The organism is Burkholderia sp. AU6039, from assembly GCF_002223365.1.
In the GTDB taxonomy this organism is placed as follows: Bacteria; Pseudomonadota; Gammaproteobacteria; order Burkholderiales; family Burkholderiaceae; genus Burkholderia.
The window spans coordinates 2,447,144-2,466,995 of sequence record NZ_NKFK01000005.1; the positions used below are offsets into that span (position 1 = coordinate 2,447,144).

The following is a 19,852-nucleotide window of genomic DNA, read 5'->3' on the forward strand; positions in this document are numbered from 1 at the left end:
TTGTTCACGTCAGTGTTCGGATTCGGCCGGCCGGGCTTCCGCGTCCAAATCGACCGTCGGCGACACGTCGGACGGCCGCCCCGCGCGGGCGAACGTCGCATACCACGCGTCGGTCTCGACCAGCTGCGCATGCGTGCCGGTCGCCCGCACCCGGCCCGCGTCGAGCACGACGATCGTGTCGGCGGCCGCCGCGAGTGCCGGCTGGTGCGTGACGACGATGCGCGTGCGCTGCCCGCGCAGCGCGACGAGGCTGTCGCGCACGCGCCGCGCGCTCAGTTCGTCGAGGCTCGCGGTCGGCTCGTCGAACATCAGCACCGGCGCACGCGCCAGCAGCGCACGCGCAAGACACGCGCGCTGGCGCTGCCCGCCCGACAGCAACTGGCCGCCCGGCCCCACGTCGGATTCGAGCCCGTCAGGCAACCGCTCGGCGTCGCGCAGCAGGCCGACCGCGTCCAGTGCATCGCGCAGCTCGGCATCGGTCGCGTCCGGGCGGCCCATTCGCACGTTCCACGCGAGGCTGCCGCGAAACAGCCCGTTGTCCTGGAACACGAGGTTGCGCGTCGCGGCGAGCGTCGCCTCGCTCAGGTGCCGCACGTCGGCGCGGCCGAGCAGCACGCGCCCGGCGGCCGGATCGTCGAGCCGTGCGAGCAGGCCGAGCAGCGTGCTCTTGCCGGCCCCCGTCGGGCCGACGATCGCGACGAAGCCGCCCGCCGGGCAATGCAGGTCGACGCCGTCGAGCAGCGTCGCACCGGCGGCCGACCGGTAGCCGACGCGCACCGCGTCGACGCTCGCATCTTGCACCGGCGTGCCGCGCTCGGGGCTGTCGAAAAGCGGCGCATGCAGCACCGCGAGCACCGTGTCGAGCGCGCGCCAGCCGCCGCGCAGCGCCTGGTCGAGCTGCGTGAGCTGCGCGAGCGGCTCGATGAAGCGCACGAGCAGCACGAGCACCGCCACGGCCGTCGCGGCATCGAGCCAGCCGGCGGAGACGGCCCACGCGCCGCCGACCAGCATCGCGACGAACACGCCCTGCACCGCGCCCGCGAAGCCGAGCTCGATCGGCAGCGAGCGCCGCATCAGCGCACGCGTGCGGCGATGCTGCTCGTCGAATGCGTGCTGCAGCGCCGCGCGCGCGTCGCCTTCCTGGCCCGCGAAGCGCAGCAGCCCCTGATGCGCGGCGAAGGTCTGAAGCTGCACGGCCATGTCGCGATCGCCCGCCGCGCGCGATTGCTCGAACGCGAGCGTGCGCGTGCCGCCGCGTTCGAGCAGTGCGAACAGCAGCACGGCCGCGGCCGCGAGGCACAGCGCGATGCGCCAGTCGATCCACGCGAGCCCCGCGACGACCGCGAGCGGCGTCACGACCGCGCCGATCAGCGGCCCGAGCAGGTGCGCGGGAATCCCCATCGCCTGCATCACCGGCCCGCGCAGCAGCCCGGCCGGATGACTGTCGCGCACGGCCTGCCACGACGCGATGCGCGGCAGGTGCCGCACGAGGCGCTCGACGAGACCGGCCGCGAGCGCGCCGCCCGCGCGATAGCCGCCGCGTTGTGCGACGTACAGCACGAAGGCGTGACACAGCGTCAGCGCGCCGAGCGCGATCGTCCAGTGCAGCACGGCCGCCTGCGCGCCGGCAAACCATGCGCGGATCAACGGCACGAGCAGCAATCCGCAGGCACCGTCGAGCAATGCGGCGGCCACCGCCCAGCCCGCGCCGCGCCACAGCGCGCGACGGGTTTCGGCGGGCAGGCACTGCAAACGTTTGAGCGACTTCATCATCATGCGGCCTCCTCGCCCGCGGCACCGCGTTCGCGCCATAGCCGCGCATACAACCCGCGCGTGGCCAGCAGCGCCGCATGCGTGCCGCGCTCGACGATGCGGCCGCGATCCATCACGAGAATCTGGTCCGCATGCCGGACCGCGTCGAGATCGTGACTGACGATCACGCGCGTGCGCATGTCGCCGCGCAGCGCATTGCGCAATGCGCGCCTGGTTTGCGGATCGAGCGCCGAGGCCGGTTCGTCGAGCAGCAGCAGCGGCGCCGGCGACAACAGCGCACGCGCGATCGCCAGCCGCTGCAGTTCGCCGCCGGACAGCCGCACGTCGCGCCCGCACACGCAGTCGTAGCCGCCCGGCAGCGCGTCGATGCGTTCATCGAGACAGGCCGCACGCGCGGCCGCGCGAATCGCGTCGCGATCGGCATCGGGCCGGTAAAGCGCGATGTTCGCGGCCATCGACACGTCGAGCGCGGCGGCCTGCTGGAACACCATCGCCATCTGTTCGCGCCGCGTATCCGACGCGAGCAGCCGCAGATCGGCGCCGCCGAGCCGCACCGTGCCGTGGTCCGGATCCATGAAGCGGGCGAGCAGCATCAGCAGCGTGCTCTTGCCCGCGCCTGACGGTCCCACGATCGCGGTGGTCGTGCCGGCCGCGATCGTCGCGTCGATGTCGCGCAGGATCGGCGTGCCGTCGATGTCGACACGCACGCCGCGCAGCTCGATCGACGCATCGCGCGGCACCTGCGCGGCGCCAACGGCAGGTTCAGGCAAGACCGGCAGTGCGAGCAACGCATCGACGCGTACCGCGGCCGCGCGCGCCTCGCGCAATGCGTCGGCACCGTGGCCAAGCGCGCGCACCGGCGCGGCCACCGCCCAGATCAGCAGCGCGAACGCGCACAGTTCGCCGACCGGCAAGCGGCCGGCCGTGAGCCACATCGCGCCGAACACGACCCACGCGAGCAGGAACGGCGTGCCGAGCAGCACCTGCGTGCACGCACCGGGCCCGCCGACGCGGCCGACCCACGCCGAAAACGCCTGTTCGAAGCGCCCGGTCGACGCGAGCGCGGCCGCCTCGATGCCGGCGCCCGGATACTGCCGCACGAGCGCCGGGTTCTGCGCGAGCTGCGCGTAATCGCCCATCAGCTGTTCAAGCGCCGCGTTGCGTGACGCGACGGCCGGCACGAACCGCGCCGAACGCATCCAGCGAAACAGCGCGGCGCCCGCGACGAGCGGCACGAGCGCGAACGCAAGCAGCGCGGGATTCAGGTAAAGCAGGCACGCGAGCGCCGCACACGGCACGACGATGAGTTGCGTGACATCGGCCGGTGCGTGCGCGACGAGCTGGTGCAGCGCACGCACGTCCTGGTCGACGTGACGCGCGACGCGATCGCTGCCTGCCCGCGCGAACCAGCCGAGCGGCAGGCGTTGCAGATGATCGGCGAGGCGCCTGCGCAAGCGGTCGGCGAGATCGGCGTCGACCCGGTGCGTCAGATGCAGCGCGACCGTCTGGCCGCCCAGCCAGCACACGCCGGCCACCACGGCCGCGACGAGCCAGCCGCGCGCCGTCGCGTCGAGCTGCGCGGTTGCCCGCCATGCGTCGGCGACCCGGCCGAGCGCGAGCCACGGCACGAGCGACGCGACACCCGCCAGCGCCTGCAACACGACCGCCGCGACGAGCGGCACCGCGAACGGCCGCAACATCGAAAGCAAGGGCCCCTTCATGCGGCACGCTCCAGCAGCATGCCGAGCGTGGCCGCGCGCGCGTCGCCCGGCGGCTGCTCCGGAAACCCGAGCTGCATCGTCAGTTGCTGCCAGACACGTGTCACGTCGATGCTGCGCTGGTTGCACGCGTGCAGCCCTTCACCCGACACGAGCCGATCGACCGCGCGCACGGCCGCTTGCGGCCAGCTGCGCGCATGAATCGCGCCCCACGTGTCGCGCGCGTCGTCGCAGATCTGGATGCTCGGCATGTCGCTGCCCGCCGTCTCGCCGAAGATCGGGAACAGCCCGTGTTCGTCGATCTCCGGCTCACGCAGCGCCGGGGCCCACCACAGCGGGCCGTGCGGCGACGCGAGCGTCCACGTGCCGGCGTCCGTCGTCAGCGTGATGCTGAACAGCAGGCTCATCCGGCCATCGTCGGCCGCCGCCATCTCGTTGTGCACACGCAGCGACACGGGTGTTTCGGCGAGCACCATCGCGCATTCGCGCATCGACGACAGCGCCGGCCCGACCGGCTCGACCGACCACGGGCCCACGCCCTGCAGCGCGGCCGCGAGCACGTCGAGCGCCGCGAAACTGGCCTGCACCGAGCACACGACATCCGCATGCACGGGCGCGCTCGTTTCGCGCAGCCGTCGCGCGACGGCGATGAAACGCGAGACGACCGGCAGGTTCGGATAGAAGCTGTTGAGCAGGCAACGGCGGCCATGACGAGACGCGGTGCGCAGCACGCGGCTCCATTCGTCGGGCAGCAGCGGATGCTCGATCACGACATCGATCCCGCGTTCGAGCAGCCGGCACGCGAGCCCGGCCCCGTCGGCACCGCGCGCCGCGCCGCCGACCGCGACGCACGCGACCCGCACGTCCTCGGGCAGTGATTCAGGCGCATCGAACACGGGTGCGCCGACACGCGCGGCCAGCGCGGCAGTGCGTGCGCTGCCCTGCCCCAGGATGCCCGCGACACGATACGCGCTGGACGCCGCGAGGCCCGCCGCATAGAACTGGCCGAAGCGTGAGCCGGCCACGACGACCGGCAGCGGATGGACCTTCATTGCGCCTCCTTCAGGCGGGTGTCGACGAACGCGGTATTCAGGCAGTCGAAATGACCACCGGGGATATCGACGGCCGTGATGCCGCCGAGCGCCTGCGCCGTCCAGTATTCGGTGAGCGCCGCGCGCTGCTGCGGAATCAGCGGGTTGCAGCGCTCCGGCACGAACAGCCGCAGCGCGCCCGCATACGGCGCGTCGCCGGCCCAGTGGCTCGCCTGCACCGAATGCATGAAGAGCCGGTACAGCCGTTCGCGTTCGTCGAGCAGCGGATGCGCGACCGCATCCTGCATCGACAATCCGGCCGCCGCGCGCAGCACGCGGCGGCGCAACGCGTCGAGCGGCTCGCAGCGATCGCCGAAGATTTCCAGCTGTGCCTGCAGGCTGCCGGGCGCGAGACGCGCGGGGTCGGCCTTCAATGCGTCGGCGAGCGCGTCGGCCAGCACGTACGTTTCCGGAAACCCGAGCGCGTCGAGCGGCAGCCCGAGCGTCGCCGCGAAGTTGAACAGCACGAGCCGTTCGTCTTCGATCAGGTACGGAATCCGGTAGCTCGACACGATGTCCAGCGTGCGCACGTCGACGCCGAGCTGCACCAGCGACTTCGCCATTTCGAGCGCGACCAGCCCGCCCGAGCAGTAGCCGAGCACGTCGACTTCGCGCACGCCGGCGCGCCACAACGCATCGGCATAGCGCCGGCCGAGCGTCGCGTTCAGGTGGCGCGCCGGCACCTCGAGATAGTCCTGCGCGTCGCGCACCGCGAAGCCGAGCACCGGGCCAAGCCGCGCGAGCGCCGGCATGACCGGACGATACGCATGCACGGTGCCGAGCCCTTCGTGGACGATCACGCGCGGCACGCCGTCGCCCGGTGCGAGCGGAATCGGGCGTACGTCGGCACGCACGCGTGGCGCAGGTGCGTGGATGACCGCCGACGCGTGAGTCGTGCGCGGGACAGCAGGCGATGTCGCGGCCGCCTGCTGCTCGCCCGCATCGCGCAGGCACTGCGCGAACGCAGCCGGCGTCGGTTGCGCGAGCACCCAGCGCAGCAGCCGGTCGAACGGATGCGCTTGTGCAAGCGGTTCCTCGCCACGCAGCCGCGACACGAGCTGCGCGATCAGCAGCGAATCGCCGCCCGCCGCGAAGAAGTCCTGATCCGGCGTGACGTTACGCGTATCGAGCACCGCTTCCCACAAGCCGATCAACCGGGCCAGCAACGGATCGGCGGCGGTCTGCGTGTGGACGGGTCGCGCGGCCGCCGGCTCCGGTTCGCGGATGTCGGCGATGCCGGCCAGCGTACGGCGATCGATCTTGCCGTTCGACGTCACCGGCAGACGGTCGAGCACGCGCAGTTGCGACGGCACCATGTAGCCCGGCACGCGCTCCGCGACGAACGCCAGCAGCGCGTCCGGCGCGATGCGCGCCGCGCCGCGCTTCACGTGCGCAAGCAGGATGTCGTAGCCGAGCGCGTCGAGCGGCGTGCCGGGCGCCACGCAACCGAGCGCACGATCGCCGCCGTCCGACTGCAGCCATTCGAGCCACTGCACGCGCGGCACGAACAATCGCGCCGACTCGGCACGCGCGTCGTTCGGCGTTTCCATCATCAGCCCCTGGCTGATGCTGATCTCCGGATGCTCGGTCGTCAGTTCCTGGATCACCCACCACGCATCGGCCGACGACAGCGCCCGCAGCCCGGCGACCAGCGCGACCGTGTCACGCGCATTGTTCAGCGCGCCGGAGCTGATCGTGACGTCGATCGAATGCGGCGCGATGCCCTGCGCGTCGGACGGCGCGTTCATGTCGAACCGCACGAACCGCATCCACGGATACGCGGCGAAGCGCTCGCGCGCCGCGGCAAGGAAATAGCTCGACACGTCGCTGAACAGGTAGTCGATCCGCGCGCCGGCTTCGACCAGCGGCGCAAGGGCGTCGACGATCGAGCGCGTCGCCGCGGCCGTTCCTGCGCCAATCTCTAGGATGCGCCACGGACGCTGCGGCTCGCGTGCGACGATCGCGCGCACGGCCTGCGCCATCCCGTCGTGCAGTGCGTGCGCATGTTCGCCTTCGCTGTACATCGCGTCGGCGATATGCGATGCGCCTTCCGGGAACATCAGGCCGGCGGGCGACACACTGCCGTCCACCTGCGCGTCGAGGCATCCCGCGCTGTCGCGGAAGTAGTCGACGAGGACGGCCGGCCACAGTTCGGGCGATGCGTGCTGCGCAAACGCATCCCAGCACGCGTGAGCATCGGCGATACGGGTATCGGGCCGCAGACGCCAGCCTCCTGCTTCGGCATCCGCGTGCAGCACGCCATGCTTGTCGAGCATCGCGAGCCAGTGACGCAGCAGATGCTGTCGCGCCGCCGGCACGCGCAACCGCTCACACAACGTCGCGAAATCCGTCGCAGCCTCCTCGATCAGCTCGCCTGCCGGCACGATCCACGCGGCCAGCGACGCGACGCAGGCCGCTTCGAGCTGGGCGACCGACTTCACCACGTCCGCATGCGCGGGCCAGCGCGCGGCGTCGAACACAGTACGCACATGCTTCACGATCTCGTGCAGCGCGTCGTCCTGTGCGTTCGGTGCCGATTCCACGCTCTGCAGCGAAGCGAAGCTCGCGAGCCGGCGCTCCGCGCCTTCGCCGAGCACGATCGTTGCAGCCGCGCCGACGAGCGGATGCGCGGTCAGCGCCGCATCGATCTCGGCCAGCTCGATCCGGTAGCCGCGGATTTTCACCTGATCGTCCTGCCGCCCGAGGAATTCGAGCGAACCGTCGGCGCGCACGCGGCCAAGATCGCCGGTGCGATACAGCCTGCGCCCGTCGCGATGACGGATGAAACGTTCGGCCGTGCGCACGGGATCGTTCGCGTAACCCGTCGCGAGCCCCACCCCGCCGATATGGATCTCGCCGCGCACGCCGGGCGGGCACGGCCGGCCGAGTGCGTCGAGCACTTCCATCGTCTGCCCGGCCAGCGCACGGCCGTACGGAATGCTGGCAAGCCGCGTGTCCGCCGCACGGATCGGATGCTCGATCGACCAGATCGACGCCTCGGTCGCGCCGCCCAGGCTGAACAACGCGCTGTCGGGCCAGCGCCGCCACCAGCGCGCGGGTAGCGTCACCGGAATCCAGTCGCCCGACCACAGCACGCGGCGCGGGCCCGGCACGTCGAGCGCCGGTTCGCCTTCGAGATAGTCGATCAGCATCTGCCCTTGCGCGGGCACCGAGTTCCACAGCGTCACGCGGTGGCGCACCATCAGCTCGGCCCAGTGCGACGGATCGTTGCCGCGCGCCGGATCGGGCAGCACGATGCACGCGCCGCGCGCGGTCGCGCCGAAGAAGTCGTAGACGGACAGGTCGAAGCTGAGTTCGGCCAGGCCGAGCACGACGTCACCGTCGCCGACTTCATGGCGCGCGCTGATGTCGGCGAGCGTGTTGCACACGGCCGCGTGGCTCAGCATCACGCCCTTCGGTTCGCCGGTGGAGCCCGACGTATAGATCACGTAGGCGAGCGCGTCGCCGTCGATTTCATGCGCAGCGCGCGGCGGCCATTGCGGATCGGTCGGCAACGTGTCGATATCGATGCGCGTGCAACCATCATGTTCGAAGTCGAGCGCCTGCACGCTGACGACCGCGCGCACGCGCGCATTGCGCAGGATCGACTGCTGCCGCAGCGCCGGCTGGCGGCTGTCGACCGGCACGTACGCGGCGCCCGCCTGGACGATCGCGAGCACGGCCGCGAGCTGGTGCGCGCACTTCGGCATCAGCACCGCGACGGTGTCGCCCTCGCCGACGCCGGCTTGTTCAAGCGCTGACCGCAACGCCGCCGCGTGCTGCGCGACATCACGATACGTGCGTGTCCCCTGTGCATCGATCACCACCGGCGCATCGGGCGTACGCAACGCCTGCGCGGCGAAGCCGGCCGCGACATGCGTATCGGCATCCGGATGGATCTCGGCGGCGGGCGCGGCGGACGGCAGCACGATGTCACCCTCGCGCGACCACCACTCCGCTTCAGCCGCGAGCCGGCCCAGCAGCGCGACGTACGCATCGAACATCGCCGCGGGCATGCCGTCCGGAAACAGGTCGTCGCGCACGTCCCAGCCGATTTCCAGTCCGCCGAACTGGTCGGTCACCTGGCAGTCGAGCCAGACCTGCGGCGTCTGGCTGATCATGTAGAGAGGCGGCTCGGCGCGGGTCGTTTGCTCACCGAGCAGGCGGCCCACACTGCCGATGCCGCTCGTGAACACCACCGGCATCAGCGCCGCATCCTTGCCGCGCCGCCGCGCGAGTTCGCGCATCACGTCGACACCGGTAAACGCGCGATGGTCGAGGTCGTCGAACATGCGCGCGCCGATCGTGCGCGCACGCTCGACGAAATCGCGCCCTTGCGTTACGTCGACCGCGAGCAGGCTCAATGCGGTGAAATCGCCGAGCACCGCGTCGATGCGCGGATGCACGGGCGGACGGTTCAGCACCGTCAGGTTCAGGCAGAACGCGGGCGACTGGCTCCAGCGGCCGACGACTTCGGCGAACGCGGCCAGCGCGACGCTTGCCGCGCTCAGCCCGAAACGGCTCGCGTAGTTGCCCAGCGCAGCCCATTGCGCGCGATCGAGCTGCGCATGCCGGTGCGTGAAGCGCGGCCGCGCGTCGGCACGCATCGCGGGCACCACCGGCAGATCGGGCCGCGCGGGCAGATCGTCGATGCGCGCGAGCCACCACGCCTTGTCACGCGCATGATCGGCGCGCGTGCCGGCCTGGGCTTCATTGACGACGTAATCGCGGAACGTCGCGTCGAGCGGCGCGGGCTGCCATTGCGGATCGTCGTAGCGTCGTCGCCATTCGGCGAGCAGCAACTGCAGGCTCGCGTAGTCGATCAGCGTGAAATCGACGGACAGGTGCAGCACCGCGCCATCCGGCCCGAGGCTCACTTCCGGCTGCAGCACCGGCCAGCGGTCGAGCGCATGCACCGCATGATCGAGGCGCTCGCGCATACGCGTCACGTGCGCGTCGAATGCGTTCGCATCGGCCTCGCGCAGGTCGTGCACCGCGAGCGGCTGCCACGGCACGTCGGGCAGCACGCGCTGCCATGCGTTGTCCTCGACGATCGCGCGCAGCATCGGATGCCGCGCAACGCACGCATTCCACGCCGCCTCGAAGCGCACGCAGTCGAGATTCGCGGGCTCGCCGTATTCGACATACAGATGGCACGCATTGCCGCCGAACTCGAACGATTCGTGCCGGCCGAGCACATACGCGGCCTGCACCGGCGTCAGCGCGAACCGCTCGTGCCGGCGCGCCGGATCGCTGCGCCACGCGCCGTCCTGCAGGAAGCGGATAAACGTATCGCGTTCTGCCTTGATGCGCGCGGCCAGGTCCGCATCGAGTGCGCCGGCCGGCGCGCGATAGCGCAATTGTCCGCCGTCGTCGCACCACAGTTCGATCTGGCGTTCGCGGCAAAGATCGAGCACGTCATCGAAGCTCACAGCACGCCCTCCTCGATCGTCGCAACCGGCGCACCGCCCGCAGCGTGCGAGGGCGGCGCGGCCGGTGCGGCCTCGTCGAGTTGCGCGGCGAGACCCGCGAGCGTCGGCTGCCGGTAGAACGCCGCCATCCCCACCCGCACGCCGAGCCGCTCGCGCAGCTGCGCGAGCAGGCGCGTCGCGAGCAGGCTGTCGCCGCCGAGCGCGAAGAACGTCGCGTCACGCGCATTCGCCGGGCGGCCGAGCGCGCGCTCCCAGCACGCGAGCAGCGTCGCCTGCCGCTCGTCGGCCGGCACGAACGCATCGTGTGCGGCCGGTGCGTCGCCGAGCGCCCGCGCGAGCGCATCGCCCACCGCTCGCCGGTCGATCTTGCCGTTCGCGTTGAGCGGCCAGCGCGCGAGGCACCACAGCGCATCGGGACGCATCGCGTCGGGCAACCGGTCGCGCAGCCAGTCGGCCAGTGCCGCTTGCGCGACCGGTTCGCCGACACGGCGCGCGTCGATGCAGGCAAAGGCAGTCGAGCGCCAGCTCCGTGAATCATCCAGCACAAAGCCGCATGCGTGTGCCGCCGACGCCAGCGCATCGGGTGCAAACAGCCGCGGCAGCGACGCATCGCCCGTCACGCCCGCGACGAGTTCGCGCAGCGGCGAATCGCGCAGCACGTCGGCGAGCAGCAGGCGGCCATGCTGCGCCAGCAACGCTGCCGCGATCCGGAACGTCTCGCGCGGATCGTCACGCAGGTGCGCCGCCGCGAAGCTGATCACGCAATCGAACCGGCCGAGATGGCGGGCGGGCAGCAGGCCGTCCTGCATCGCCTGCAACGTCGGCATCGTTCGTGTGAAGTACGCCTGAGCGTTGTGCAGCAGACCCGGCGACGCGTCGAACAGCGTCACGTCGAAGCGCGGATCGTCGAGCACGCCGAGCCCCGCATCGAACCATTGCCCGGCGCGCGCGTCGAGCACCGCGACCCGCATCGGTTCGGTGCGCGCGGCGGCCTGGGGCTGCAGCGCATCGCCAAACTCGCGCAGTGCGCGTGCGCCGTCCGGCAGACGCGCCGCGAACGCCAGCGGTGCGATCCTCGGATCGAGCGGCACACGCCGCGCGGCGCCTTCCGGGTCCGCCGCGAGCGCACGCAGCGCGCCGGTCAGGTCGTCGAGATCGGCGGCAAACCAGTCGAGCCGATCGAGCGCGCCGTCGATCGACATCGATACGTCATCCTTTGCATGCCAATGCGCGCGCAGCGACGGCGGCAAGCCGGCATCGCCGTCGAGCAGCCGAGCGGCGACCGCGCGCGCGACGGCCGCTTCCGCGTGCAGCGTATCGGCAACGTCCGCTTCCGCGAGTACGGGCGATGACAGCGTTGCATCCGGTGCGCGATCGGCCAGCACGAATGCCGCGGCGATGCGCGCGGCCTCGCCGCCGACCACGCTCGCACACGCACCGTCGATCAGCGGATGCGCGGCCAGCGCGGCCTCGATCTCGCCCAGTTCGATCCGGTGCCCGCGCACCTTAACCTGGCGATCCTCGCGCCCCAGGAATTCGAGCGTGCCGTCGGGCCAGTAGCGGCCCCGGTCGCCCGTGCGATACCAGCGGCCCGACGCTTGCTGCACGAAGCGCTGCGCGGTCAGCTCGGGATCGTTCCGGTAGCCGCGCGCGAGGCTGTCGCCGCCGATCAGCAGTTCGCCCGGCACGTAGTCCGGCACGTCGCGGCCGTCGGCATCGACAACGCGATAGGCCTGCCCCGGCAACGGCCGGCCATACGGAATCGAGCGCCAGTGCGGCGGCACATCGCGCACCGTCTGCACGTTCGACCAGATGCCGGCCTCGGTCGCGCCGCCGAGCGCATGGAACGCACACGCGTCGCCGCACCGTTCACGCAGGCGCGCCGGCAGATCGAGTGCGATCCAGTCGCCGGACAACAGCGCCGCGCGCACGCTGCGGCACGCGTCGGCCGCGGCCGGCACCGCCAGCGCCATCTCCAGCAGCGCGGGCGCCGAATTCCACAGCGTCACGCGATGCTGCGCGATCAGCTCGATCCAGCGCGCGGCGTCGCGCGCGTCGTCCTGGGTCGGCAGCACAAGCTCGGCACCGGCACCGAGCACGCCGAACAGGTCGTACACCGACAAGTCGAAATCGAGCGCCGATACCGCGAGCAAGCGATCCTGCGCATGCACGCCGAGCAGCGCATCGATCGCATCGATCGTGTTGAGCGCCGCCGCATGCGTCATCTCGACACCTTTCGGCACGCCCGTCGAACCGGACGTGTAGATCACGTACGCGGTGGCCTGCGGTGCTACGGCGAGCGGCGCGGCCAGCGGTTCGTGCCGCATCAGCGCCGCGACGCCGACATGCGGCAACGCTGCATCGGCGAGCGTCGTGTCGCCGATCACGGCCTTTACCCCGGCCGCGCGTTCGATCAACGCCTTGCGCGCGGCGGGCTGCGCGATGTCGAGCGGGACATAGCACGCGCCGGCGGCCAGTACGCCGAACACCGCGGCCACCTGTGCGGGCCCGCGCGGCAGACTGATCTCGACGGCGTCGCCGTGACCGATGCCGGCCGCACGCAAGCCGCCCGCGATCGCGAGCGCCCGTGCGGCCAGTTCGCCGCGCGTCACCGCTTGCTCGCCGCACCGCAACGCGACGGCTGCCGGCTCGCGCGCGGCCAAAGCGAAGAAGTCGGCATGCAGCGTGCGCGGCCGCCCGGGTGCGGGCACCGCGTTGAGCGCCTCGCGCACGCGGCGCGGCGCGGACGGCAGCTCGACGGCGATCGGCAGCCGCCAGTCGCGATCGCACAGCGCCTGCACGAGCGCGACATACGCGCCGAACATCGCATCGATCATCCCGTCGGGAAACAGGCCGTCGACGCTGTCCCACGCGAGCAGCGCGCCGTCCGGCACGCGATAGAGCTGATGGTCGAGCCACACCTGCGGTGTCTGCGAAATCATGTCGTGCAGATCGCCGAACACGCGCGCGAATGCGTCGGGCACGAACGGCGCGTCGCCGAGGTTGCACGAGAACACGACGGGCGCCGCACGCGGCGCGCCCTGCCGGCGCGCATCGCGCAGCACGTCGAGCGCCGGATACGCGGCCTGCGCGATCGCGCCGTGCAGCCGCTGCTGGAACGCGCGCACCGCGTCGGCCGCGCTCGCGTCGGCGCGCAGGTCGCATTCGACGAGCAGCAGCGTCGTGAAATCGGCAATCACGCGGCCGAGGTCGGGCGCATCGCCGTGCCGGTCGAACAGCGGCACGTTGAGCAGGAACGCGTGACGGCCGCTCCAGCGCGCGAGCACCGCGGCGAACGCCGCGCCGAACACCGACGACAGCGTGACGCCATGCTGCGCGGCCCGCGCCTGCAGGCGCGCGAGTTCGGCCGTGCTCAGCGTATGCGCGACGCGGCTGAAACGCGGCGCACGGATCGTTTCCGGCGCACGGGCGAGCGGCAGCGCCGGCCCTTCCGGCAGCGTGGCGAGCCGCGCCTGCCATGCGTCGCGCGCCGCGGCCCGCGCATCGCGCGTATCGGCCGCGCGACGCGCGAGCCAGGCCGGGAACCACGTCGACGGTGCGTCGGGCAACGCCGACGGCTCGGCGTAGGCAGCGCCGATTTCCTGCATCAGGAGCCGCACGCTGTCCACGTCGGCCGCGAGCAGGTCGACGCTCAACCACACGCGATCTTCACCACCGGGCATCTGCACGAGCCCCATCATGAAGACCTGCGCGCGCTCGACGTCGAGACATTCGTGCGACCGGCGCGCGCGCAGCGACGCCCATTCGGTTTCCGCCTCGGCGGCCGTCCTGTCGCGCCAGTCCGCATGCGCGAACACCGGCGCGTCCGGCGCCGCGACGATTTGCTGACGGCCACCGGTGAAGCGCGCACGCAGCATCGGATGGCGCTCGCGCACGAGCCGGCATGCCGCGTCGAGACGAACGGGATCGATTGCACGGCAGCGAAACTCGAGGAACGCATGACAGCTCACGTTGCCGAGCACTTCGCCATCGCCGCGGCCGAGCCAGTACGCCTGCTGCACCGCGGACAGGTCGAACGGCGCATGCACGTCCACCTCGACGACCTCGGCCGTCTCGACGTCAGGCGCCGCGGGAACGACGCGCGGCGCATTCGCGAGCAGTTCGGCCCACGCGCCGAGCGTCGGCGTACGCGTGAGCGCATCGAACGTCAGCGCGTAGCCGAGGCGGTTCACGCGCGTCTGCAGATACATCAGCCGGATCGAATCGAGGCCGCAGCTCAGCAGGTCCTCGTCATCGTCGAGCGACGCGATTTCGTCGACGGGCTCGTCGAGCAGCTCGGCGATCATCGCGACGAGCTGCGAGCGAAAGGCAATGGGAGAAAAACGGGAAGGATCGGAATGATCGATGCTGGAATCGACAGCGGTCTGGCTCATGGGCACGCCTTGTATGGGTCGTTCGATGGCGGATCCGCGCGGCGGCGGCCACCCGTGAATGAGAATCTATCTCATTCACTCCCATGAGCCTTGTCGATTGCTTTAGGCTGCCGGTCAGTTGTTTTAGATTGCCGCGCGCTCCGTCTCGACGTCGTCGATCGCGTTCGACGACGCACGAATATCGCTCGGCGAAATGCCGTAGCGCTTGCGGAATGCGATCGAAAAATGGGCCGGGCTATAGCCGACGCGGTACGCCACGGTCGACACGTTCGCGTCCTCCGCGCACAGCATCGCGTGCGCGGTCCGCAGCCGGTATTCCTGCAGGTACGCATACACGCTCGTGCCGAACACCTTGCGGAAACCGGCCGTCAGCTTGCGTGAATTCATCCCCACCCTACCGGCGAGCGCGTCGAGCGTGGGCGGTTGCTGAAGCTCGCGCGTCAGGATGTCGCTCGCCGCATACACGCGCTCGACGTCCGACGACGTGACGCGCACGTCGGCCGGCGCGAACTGCCGCTGCGTCGCCAGCAATTGCGCGCTCAACGCGGTCAGTTCGAAAGCCTTGGCCTTCAGGTAGTACTCGCGCACCGCGCCCTCGAACGGGCAGGTCGCGATCTGCACCGCGAGCGCCTGCAGCGCCTTCGACGCCGGGCAACTGACGATACGCGGATCGCCGCCCGTCGGCGCGAGCATCTTCTCCGGCAACAGGCTCAGGTTGCGGTCGAGCGCGTCGAGACCGAGCTGCACGATCGTGTAGCGCAGCGGCGTGTCGCGGTCGTAGATCTGGTGCGTCGTGAATTCGCCGTCGTTGGCGATCACGCACAGGCCCGGCCCCTTGATGCACTGCTCGGGCTGGCCCGGCACACGACAGCGCAGCTGCCCGCTCTGCACGAGGACGAGCTTCAGCCCTTTTTCGAGCGGCTCCTCGTACCAGTCGCGGCTATCCGAGCACAGCGTGCCGCTCATGAGTTTCATGCCCGCGTCGATGTGCACCACGCCCGGATGATTGCCGGGCACGAGCACCGGCGGGTGACGTCGTGACGAAGCGAAGGAGGTCGAGCTCATCGGAGGTCCGTTGGTTAGGCGGCACGCGCGGCCCGGCGCGCGCCGGCGGCAACCGGCCGATTGTCCGGCCGGGCCGGGCGGGCGCCGCGCGACCGGCGCCCGATCGAATGAAATTGCCGCGATATCGAAAGAAACGGCGCTATCGCAGCACTTGTTACAAATGATAATACCTCTCATTTACATTTTCTGACAACTTGCCGGAACCCAAGGTCAGCGCATGCAATCCTCCCTTCCGTCCGTGGCGCCGGCCTTCCCGGCCGACGCGCCCGACTGGCCCGACGACTTCGCGCGCCGCTACAGTGACGCCGGCTATTGGCAAGACACGACTTTCTTCGATGCGCTCGACGCACAAGTGCAGCGCGATCCCGATGCGCTCGCCGTCGTCGACGGCGCCTGCCGGCTCAGCTATCGCGACCTGCTCGCGCGCATCCGCCGGTTGGCGGGCGGCTTCGCGCGTCTCGGCCTGACGCGCGGCGACGCGGTCGTCGTCCACCTGCCGAACGGCGCACGCTTCATCGAGACGTGCTTCGCGCTGTTCCAGCTCGGCGTGCGGCCGGTGCTCGCCCTCCCCGCTCACCGGCACTACGAGATCGGCGCGTTCTGCCGCTTCGCCGGCGCGCGTGCGTATCTGGGCGCGGCGCAACTCGGCGAATTCGACTGCCGCCCGCTCGCGGCCGCGTTGCAGGCCGATTGCCCGACGCTCGAGCACGTCGTGATGGCCGGCGACGATCACGCGTTCACGCCGTTCGACGCGCTGTACGATGCGCCGCGGCTGCGCGAATGCGCGGCACGCGCCGACGACATCGCGTGCTTCCAGCTGTCGGGCGGCACGACCGGCACGCCGAAGCTGATCCCGCGCCGTCACCGCGAATACCTGTACAACGTGCGCGCGTGCAGCGCCGCGAGCGGCTTCGACACCGACACCGTGTATCTCGCCGCGCTGCCGATGGCGCACAACTTCACGCTGTGCTGCCCCGGCACGATCGGCGCGCTGCTCGCGGGCGGCCGCGTCATCACGACCGGGCGGCCCGAGCCCGAACAGAGCTTCGTGCTGATCGCGCGGGAGCGCGTCACGCATACCGCGCTCGTGCCGCCGCTCGCGCTGCTGTGGCTCGACGAACAGCCGCAACGGCAGGCCGACGTGTCGAGCCTGCGCGTGCTGCAGGTCGGCGGCGCACGACTGATGGACCACGCGGCCGCGCGCGTGACGCCCGTGCTCGGCTGCACGCTGCAGCAGGTGTTCGGGATGGCCGAAGGGCTCATCTGCTGCACGCGGCTCGACGATTCGCCCGAACGGATCGCGCACACGCAGGGCCGCCCCGTGTCGGACGGCGACGAAGTGCGCATCGTCGACGATGCCGGCGAACCGGTCGCGCCCGGTGAAATCGGCGAACTGCAGGTGCGCGGCCCGTACACGATCCGCGGCTACTACCGGCTCGCCGAGCACAACGCAACCGCGTTCACCGCCGACGGCTTCTATCGCAGCGGCGACCGCGTACGGCGCACCGCGGACGGCGACCTCGTCGTCGAAGGCCGCGACAAGGACCAGATCAATCGCGGCGGCGAGAAGGTCTCCGCCGAGGAAGTGGAGAACCTGTTGCTCGCCCACCCGCAGGTGCACGACGCGGCGGTGGTCGCGATGCCCGACCCGCTGCTCGGCGAGCGCACGTGCGCGTTCGTCGTCGCCCGTGCGCCCGCACCGTCCAGGCTGGTGCTGAAACGCTACCTACGCGACTGCGGGCTCGCGGCGTTCAAGATTCCCGATCGCATCGAGTTCATGCCGCGCTTCCCGGAAACCGGCATCGGCAAGACCAGCAAGAAATCGCTGCGCGACCTGCTGCGCCGCCAGTTGCAGGCGGCGGCCGCATGAGCGCGCGGCCGACCGATTCGAACTGGATCCGCGAACTGCGCCTGTCGCCGTGCCCGCGCGCGCAACTCGTCTGCTTCCCGCACGCCGGCGGCACCGCGAATTTCTTTCGCGGCTGGAGCCGCGCGCTGCCGTGGGACGTCGACCTCCTCGCGCTGCAGTATCCGGGCCGCGAGGAACGCTTCGGCGAGCCATGCCTGACGTCGATCGACGCACTCGCCGGCCCCGCCGCCGACGCGCTGCAACGCTATGCCCACGCGCCGCTCGTGCTGTTCGGGCACAGCCTCGGCGCCGCGCTCGCGTACGAGGTGGCGGCGCGACTCGAAGCGCGCGGCGCGGCGCCGCTTTACCTGGCCGTCTCCGCGCTGCCGCCGCCGCATCGCCAGCGCCTGTCGGACCTGCACCTGCAATCCGACGATGCGCTGGTAGGCGATGTCGCGCGGCTGTCCGGCGAGCACGCCGCGCTGCTCGCCGATCCGGAAATGCGCGCGCTCTACCTGCCGATGATCCGCAGCGACTACCGCGCGATCGAGACGTACCGCCGCGACCGGCCGCCGCGGCTCACGACGCCGCTCGGCGTGATGCTGCCGCTTGCCGATTCCGAGCTCGACCACGACGAGGCGCATGCGTGGCAGGACGTCGCGTCGCGCCCGATCCGCATCGAGACGTTCAGCGGCGACCACTTCTACCTGCGCCACCAATACTCGGCGGTGATCGCGCACCTGGTCGAACGGATCGACCAATCCCTTCGTTACGGAAAGGAGTACACATGAAGACACCGGACGCCTGCACGGGGCTGCCCGACATTCGCGAAGCCATCGATCGCCTGGACGCCGACATCATCGACGCGCTCGGCCGGCGCATGCAGTACGTGAAGGCTGCATCGCGCTTCAAGCCCGACGAAGCGAGCATCGCCGCGCCGGAACGGGTGGCCGCGATGCTGCCCGACCGGCGCCGCTGGGCCGAACAGGCCGGCCTCGATGCCGACTACGTCGAGACGCTGTTCTCGGGCCTGATCGCGTGGTACATCGCGCAGCAGACGCAGTATTGGCGGCAACAGCGGGGGCTCGCATGAACGCCGGCCTCCCGCTGCTGCACGACACCTTCGCCCGCGCGGCCCGGCGCGCCGCCGACACCGGCACGCCGACACTCGCGTCGGTGTCGGTGCCGCTGCGCCCGCTCGACTTCTTCGACCTGATCGCCGCGTGGGACGACGGCGCCACGCCGTGGTGCTTTCACGAAGCCGGCGATGCGTCCGTCACGCTGTTCGGCTGGGACGGCGCGCTCGAACTGACCGCCACCGGCGACACGCGCTTCGCGCAGATCGATGCACGCTGGCGCACGCTCGTCCGCGATGCGGTGACGGCCGGCCCGCAACCGCCGCGCCTCGTCGGCGGCTTCCGGTTCGATTCGCATGGCCCACGCAGCACGCACTGGGCGCCGTTTCCCGACGCGAGCATGACGGTGGCGAAGCTGCTGATCGTGCGCGAAGGCGATGCGCACTGGGCCGTCTGCCAGCACGTCGTCGCCGCGCACGACGATCCGGCCGCGCTCGCGCATGCGTGCCTCGCGCGCATCGAGTCGCTCGGCACGCTCGCCGCCGCCCATGACGACGATGCCCCGCATCTGCTGCACACGCAGGCGCTGCAGGCAAGCGAATGGCAGCACGAAGTCCGGCGCGCGGTGGACGCGATCCACGGCGGTGCGTTCGGCAAGGTCGTGCTCGCGCGCGACGTGCTCGAACAGTACGCGCGGCCCGTTGCCATCGCGCCGCTGCTGCGCCGGCTGCGCAAGCGCGACGCGCATGCGCACCTGTTCGCGGTCCGCCGTGAAGGCGCTTGCTTCGTCGGCGCCACGCCGGAACGGCTCGCGCGTGTCGCGGCCGGCGACGTGCGCACGCATGCGCTGGCCGGGACGATCCGGCGCGGCGCCACGCCCGACGACGACCGCGCGCTCGGCGCGGCCTTGATTGATTCCGCGAAGGAACGGCTCGAACACGCGCTCGTCGTCGACGCGATCCGCGCGGCGCTCGCGCCGCTGTCGCGCACGCTCGACGTGCCCGAGCAACCGTCGCTGCACCGGCTGCCGAGGCTGCAGCACCTGAGCACGCCGATCCGCGCGACGCTGAAGGCGGACGCGACGCTGCTGCAGGTCGTCGCGGCGCTGCATCCGACGCCGGCCGTGGCCGGCCATCCGCGTGCCGAAGCGCTCGACCACATCCGTGCGCATGAAGGCTTCGATCGCGGCTGGTATGCGGCACCCATCGGCTGGATCGACGCGCACGGCAACGGCGACTTCATCGTCGCGCTGCGCTCCGCGCTGGTCGACGGCGGCGCGTGCCGGTTGTTCGCGGGCTGCGGCATCGTCGCCGATTCCGATCCGATCAACGAATATCAGGAGACCGAACTCAAGTTGTCCGGCATGCAGGCGGCGATCCGCATGCGCGATGCGGCGGCGGATGCCGACGCACGCGGCCCGGCCACGATGTCGGCCTCGTCGACGGTCGAGTGAT

General features: G+C 71.1%; 10 protein-coding genes. 4 read left to right on the plus strand and 6 right to left on the minus strand.

What is annotated here, in order from left to right; genetic code table 11:
• Window positions 1-9: 9 nt before the first annotated feature.
• From CFB39_RS28740 to CFB39_RS28765, 6 genes are all read right to left on the minus strand, one after another.
• Window positions 10-1,776 carry an ABC transporter ATP-binding protein gene (locus CFB39_RS28740; RefSeq protein ID WP_144030331.1) on the minus strand — a complete coding sequence of 589 codons (1,767 nt, stop codon included), beginning with the start codon at window positions 1,774-1,776 and terminating at the stop codon, window positions 10-12.
• A complete protein-coding gene (locus CFB39_RS28745; RefSeq protein ID WP_089475372.1) occupies window positions 1,773-3,494 on the minus strand; it encodes an ABC transporter ATP-binding protein in 1,722 nt (573 codons plus the stop codon). The genes CFB39_RS28740 and CFB39_RS28745 overlap by 4 nt, the downstream gene beginning before the upstream one ends.
• The gene (locus CFB39_RS28750) at window positions 3,491-4,543 is read right to left on the minus strand and encodes a Gfo/Idh/MocA family oxidoreductase (protein WP_089475373.1); all 1,053 of its coding nucleotides are present in this window, start codon (window positions 4,541-4,543) and stop codon (window positions 3,491-3,493) included. Before CFB39_RS28750 ends, CFB39_RS28745 begins: the two co-directional genes overlap by 4 nt.
• On the minus strand, window positions 4,540-10,014 hold the full coding sequence (locus CFB39_RS28755) for a non-ribosomal peptide synthetase (protein WP_089475374.1): 5,475 nt from the start codon (window positions 10,012-10,014) through the stop codon (window positions 4,540-4,542). Before CFB39_RS28755 ends, CFB39_RS28750 begins: the two co-directional genes overlap by 4 nt.
• Window positions 10,011-14,408 (minus strand): non-ribosomal peptide synthetase, encoded by a 4,398-nt coding sequence (locus tag CFB39_RS28760; protein WP_089475375.1) that lies wholly within the window; start codon window positions 14,406-14,408, stop codon window positions 10,011-10,013. Before CFB39_RS28760 ends, CFB39_RS28755 begins: the two co-directional genes overlap by 4 nt.
• 123 nt (window positions 14,409-14,531) lie before the next feature.
• On the minus strand, window positions 14,532-15,473 hold the full coding sequence (locus CFB39_RS28765) for an AraC family transcriptional regulator (protein ID WP_089426919.1): 942 nt from the start codon (window positions 15,471-15,473) through the stop codon (window positions 14,532-14,534).
• Window positions 15,474-15,690: 217 nt separating this feature from the next.
• On the opposite strand from CFB39_RS28765, the gene CFB39_RS28770 reads away from it, so the two are divergent.
• The 4 genes from CFB39_RS28770 to CFB39_RS28785 are packed head-to-tail and all read left to right on the plus strand — an operon-like array spanning window position 15,691 to window position 19,851.
• On the plus strand, window positions 15,691-17,343 hold the full coding sequence (locus CFB39_RS28770; RefSeq protein WP_089475376.1) for a (2,3-dihydroxybenzoyl)adenylate synthase: 1,653 nt from the start codon (window positions 15,691-15,693) through the stop codon (window positions 17,341-17,343).
• A complete protein-coding gene (locus tag CFB39_RS28775) occupies window positions 17,340-18,113 on the plus strand; it encodes a thioesterase II family protein (RefSeq protein WP_089475377.1) in 774 nt (257 codons plus the stop codon). The genes CFB39_RS28770 and CFB39_RS28775 overlap by 4 nt, the downstream gene beginning before the upstream one ends.
• The gene (locus CFB39_RS28780; protein ID WP_089462195.1) at window positions 18,110-18,415 is read left to right on the plus strand and encodes an isochorismate lyase; all 306 of its coding nucleotides are present in this window, start codon (window positions 18,110-18,112) and stop codon (window positions 18,413-18,415) included. The genes CFB39_RS28775 and CFB39_RS28780 overlap by 4 nt, the downstream gene beginning before the upstream one ends.
• Window positions 18,412-19,851 (plus strand): isochorismate synthase, encoded by a 1,440-nt coding sequence (locus CFB39_RS28785; protein WP_089475378.1) that lies wholly within the window; start codon window positions 18,412-18,414, stop codon window positions 19,849-19,851. Before CFB39_RS28780 ends, CFB39_RS28785 begins: the two co-directional genes overlap by 4 nt.
• The last annotated feature ends 1 nt before the right edge of the window (window position 19,852 follow it).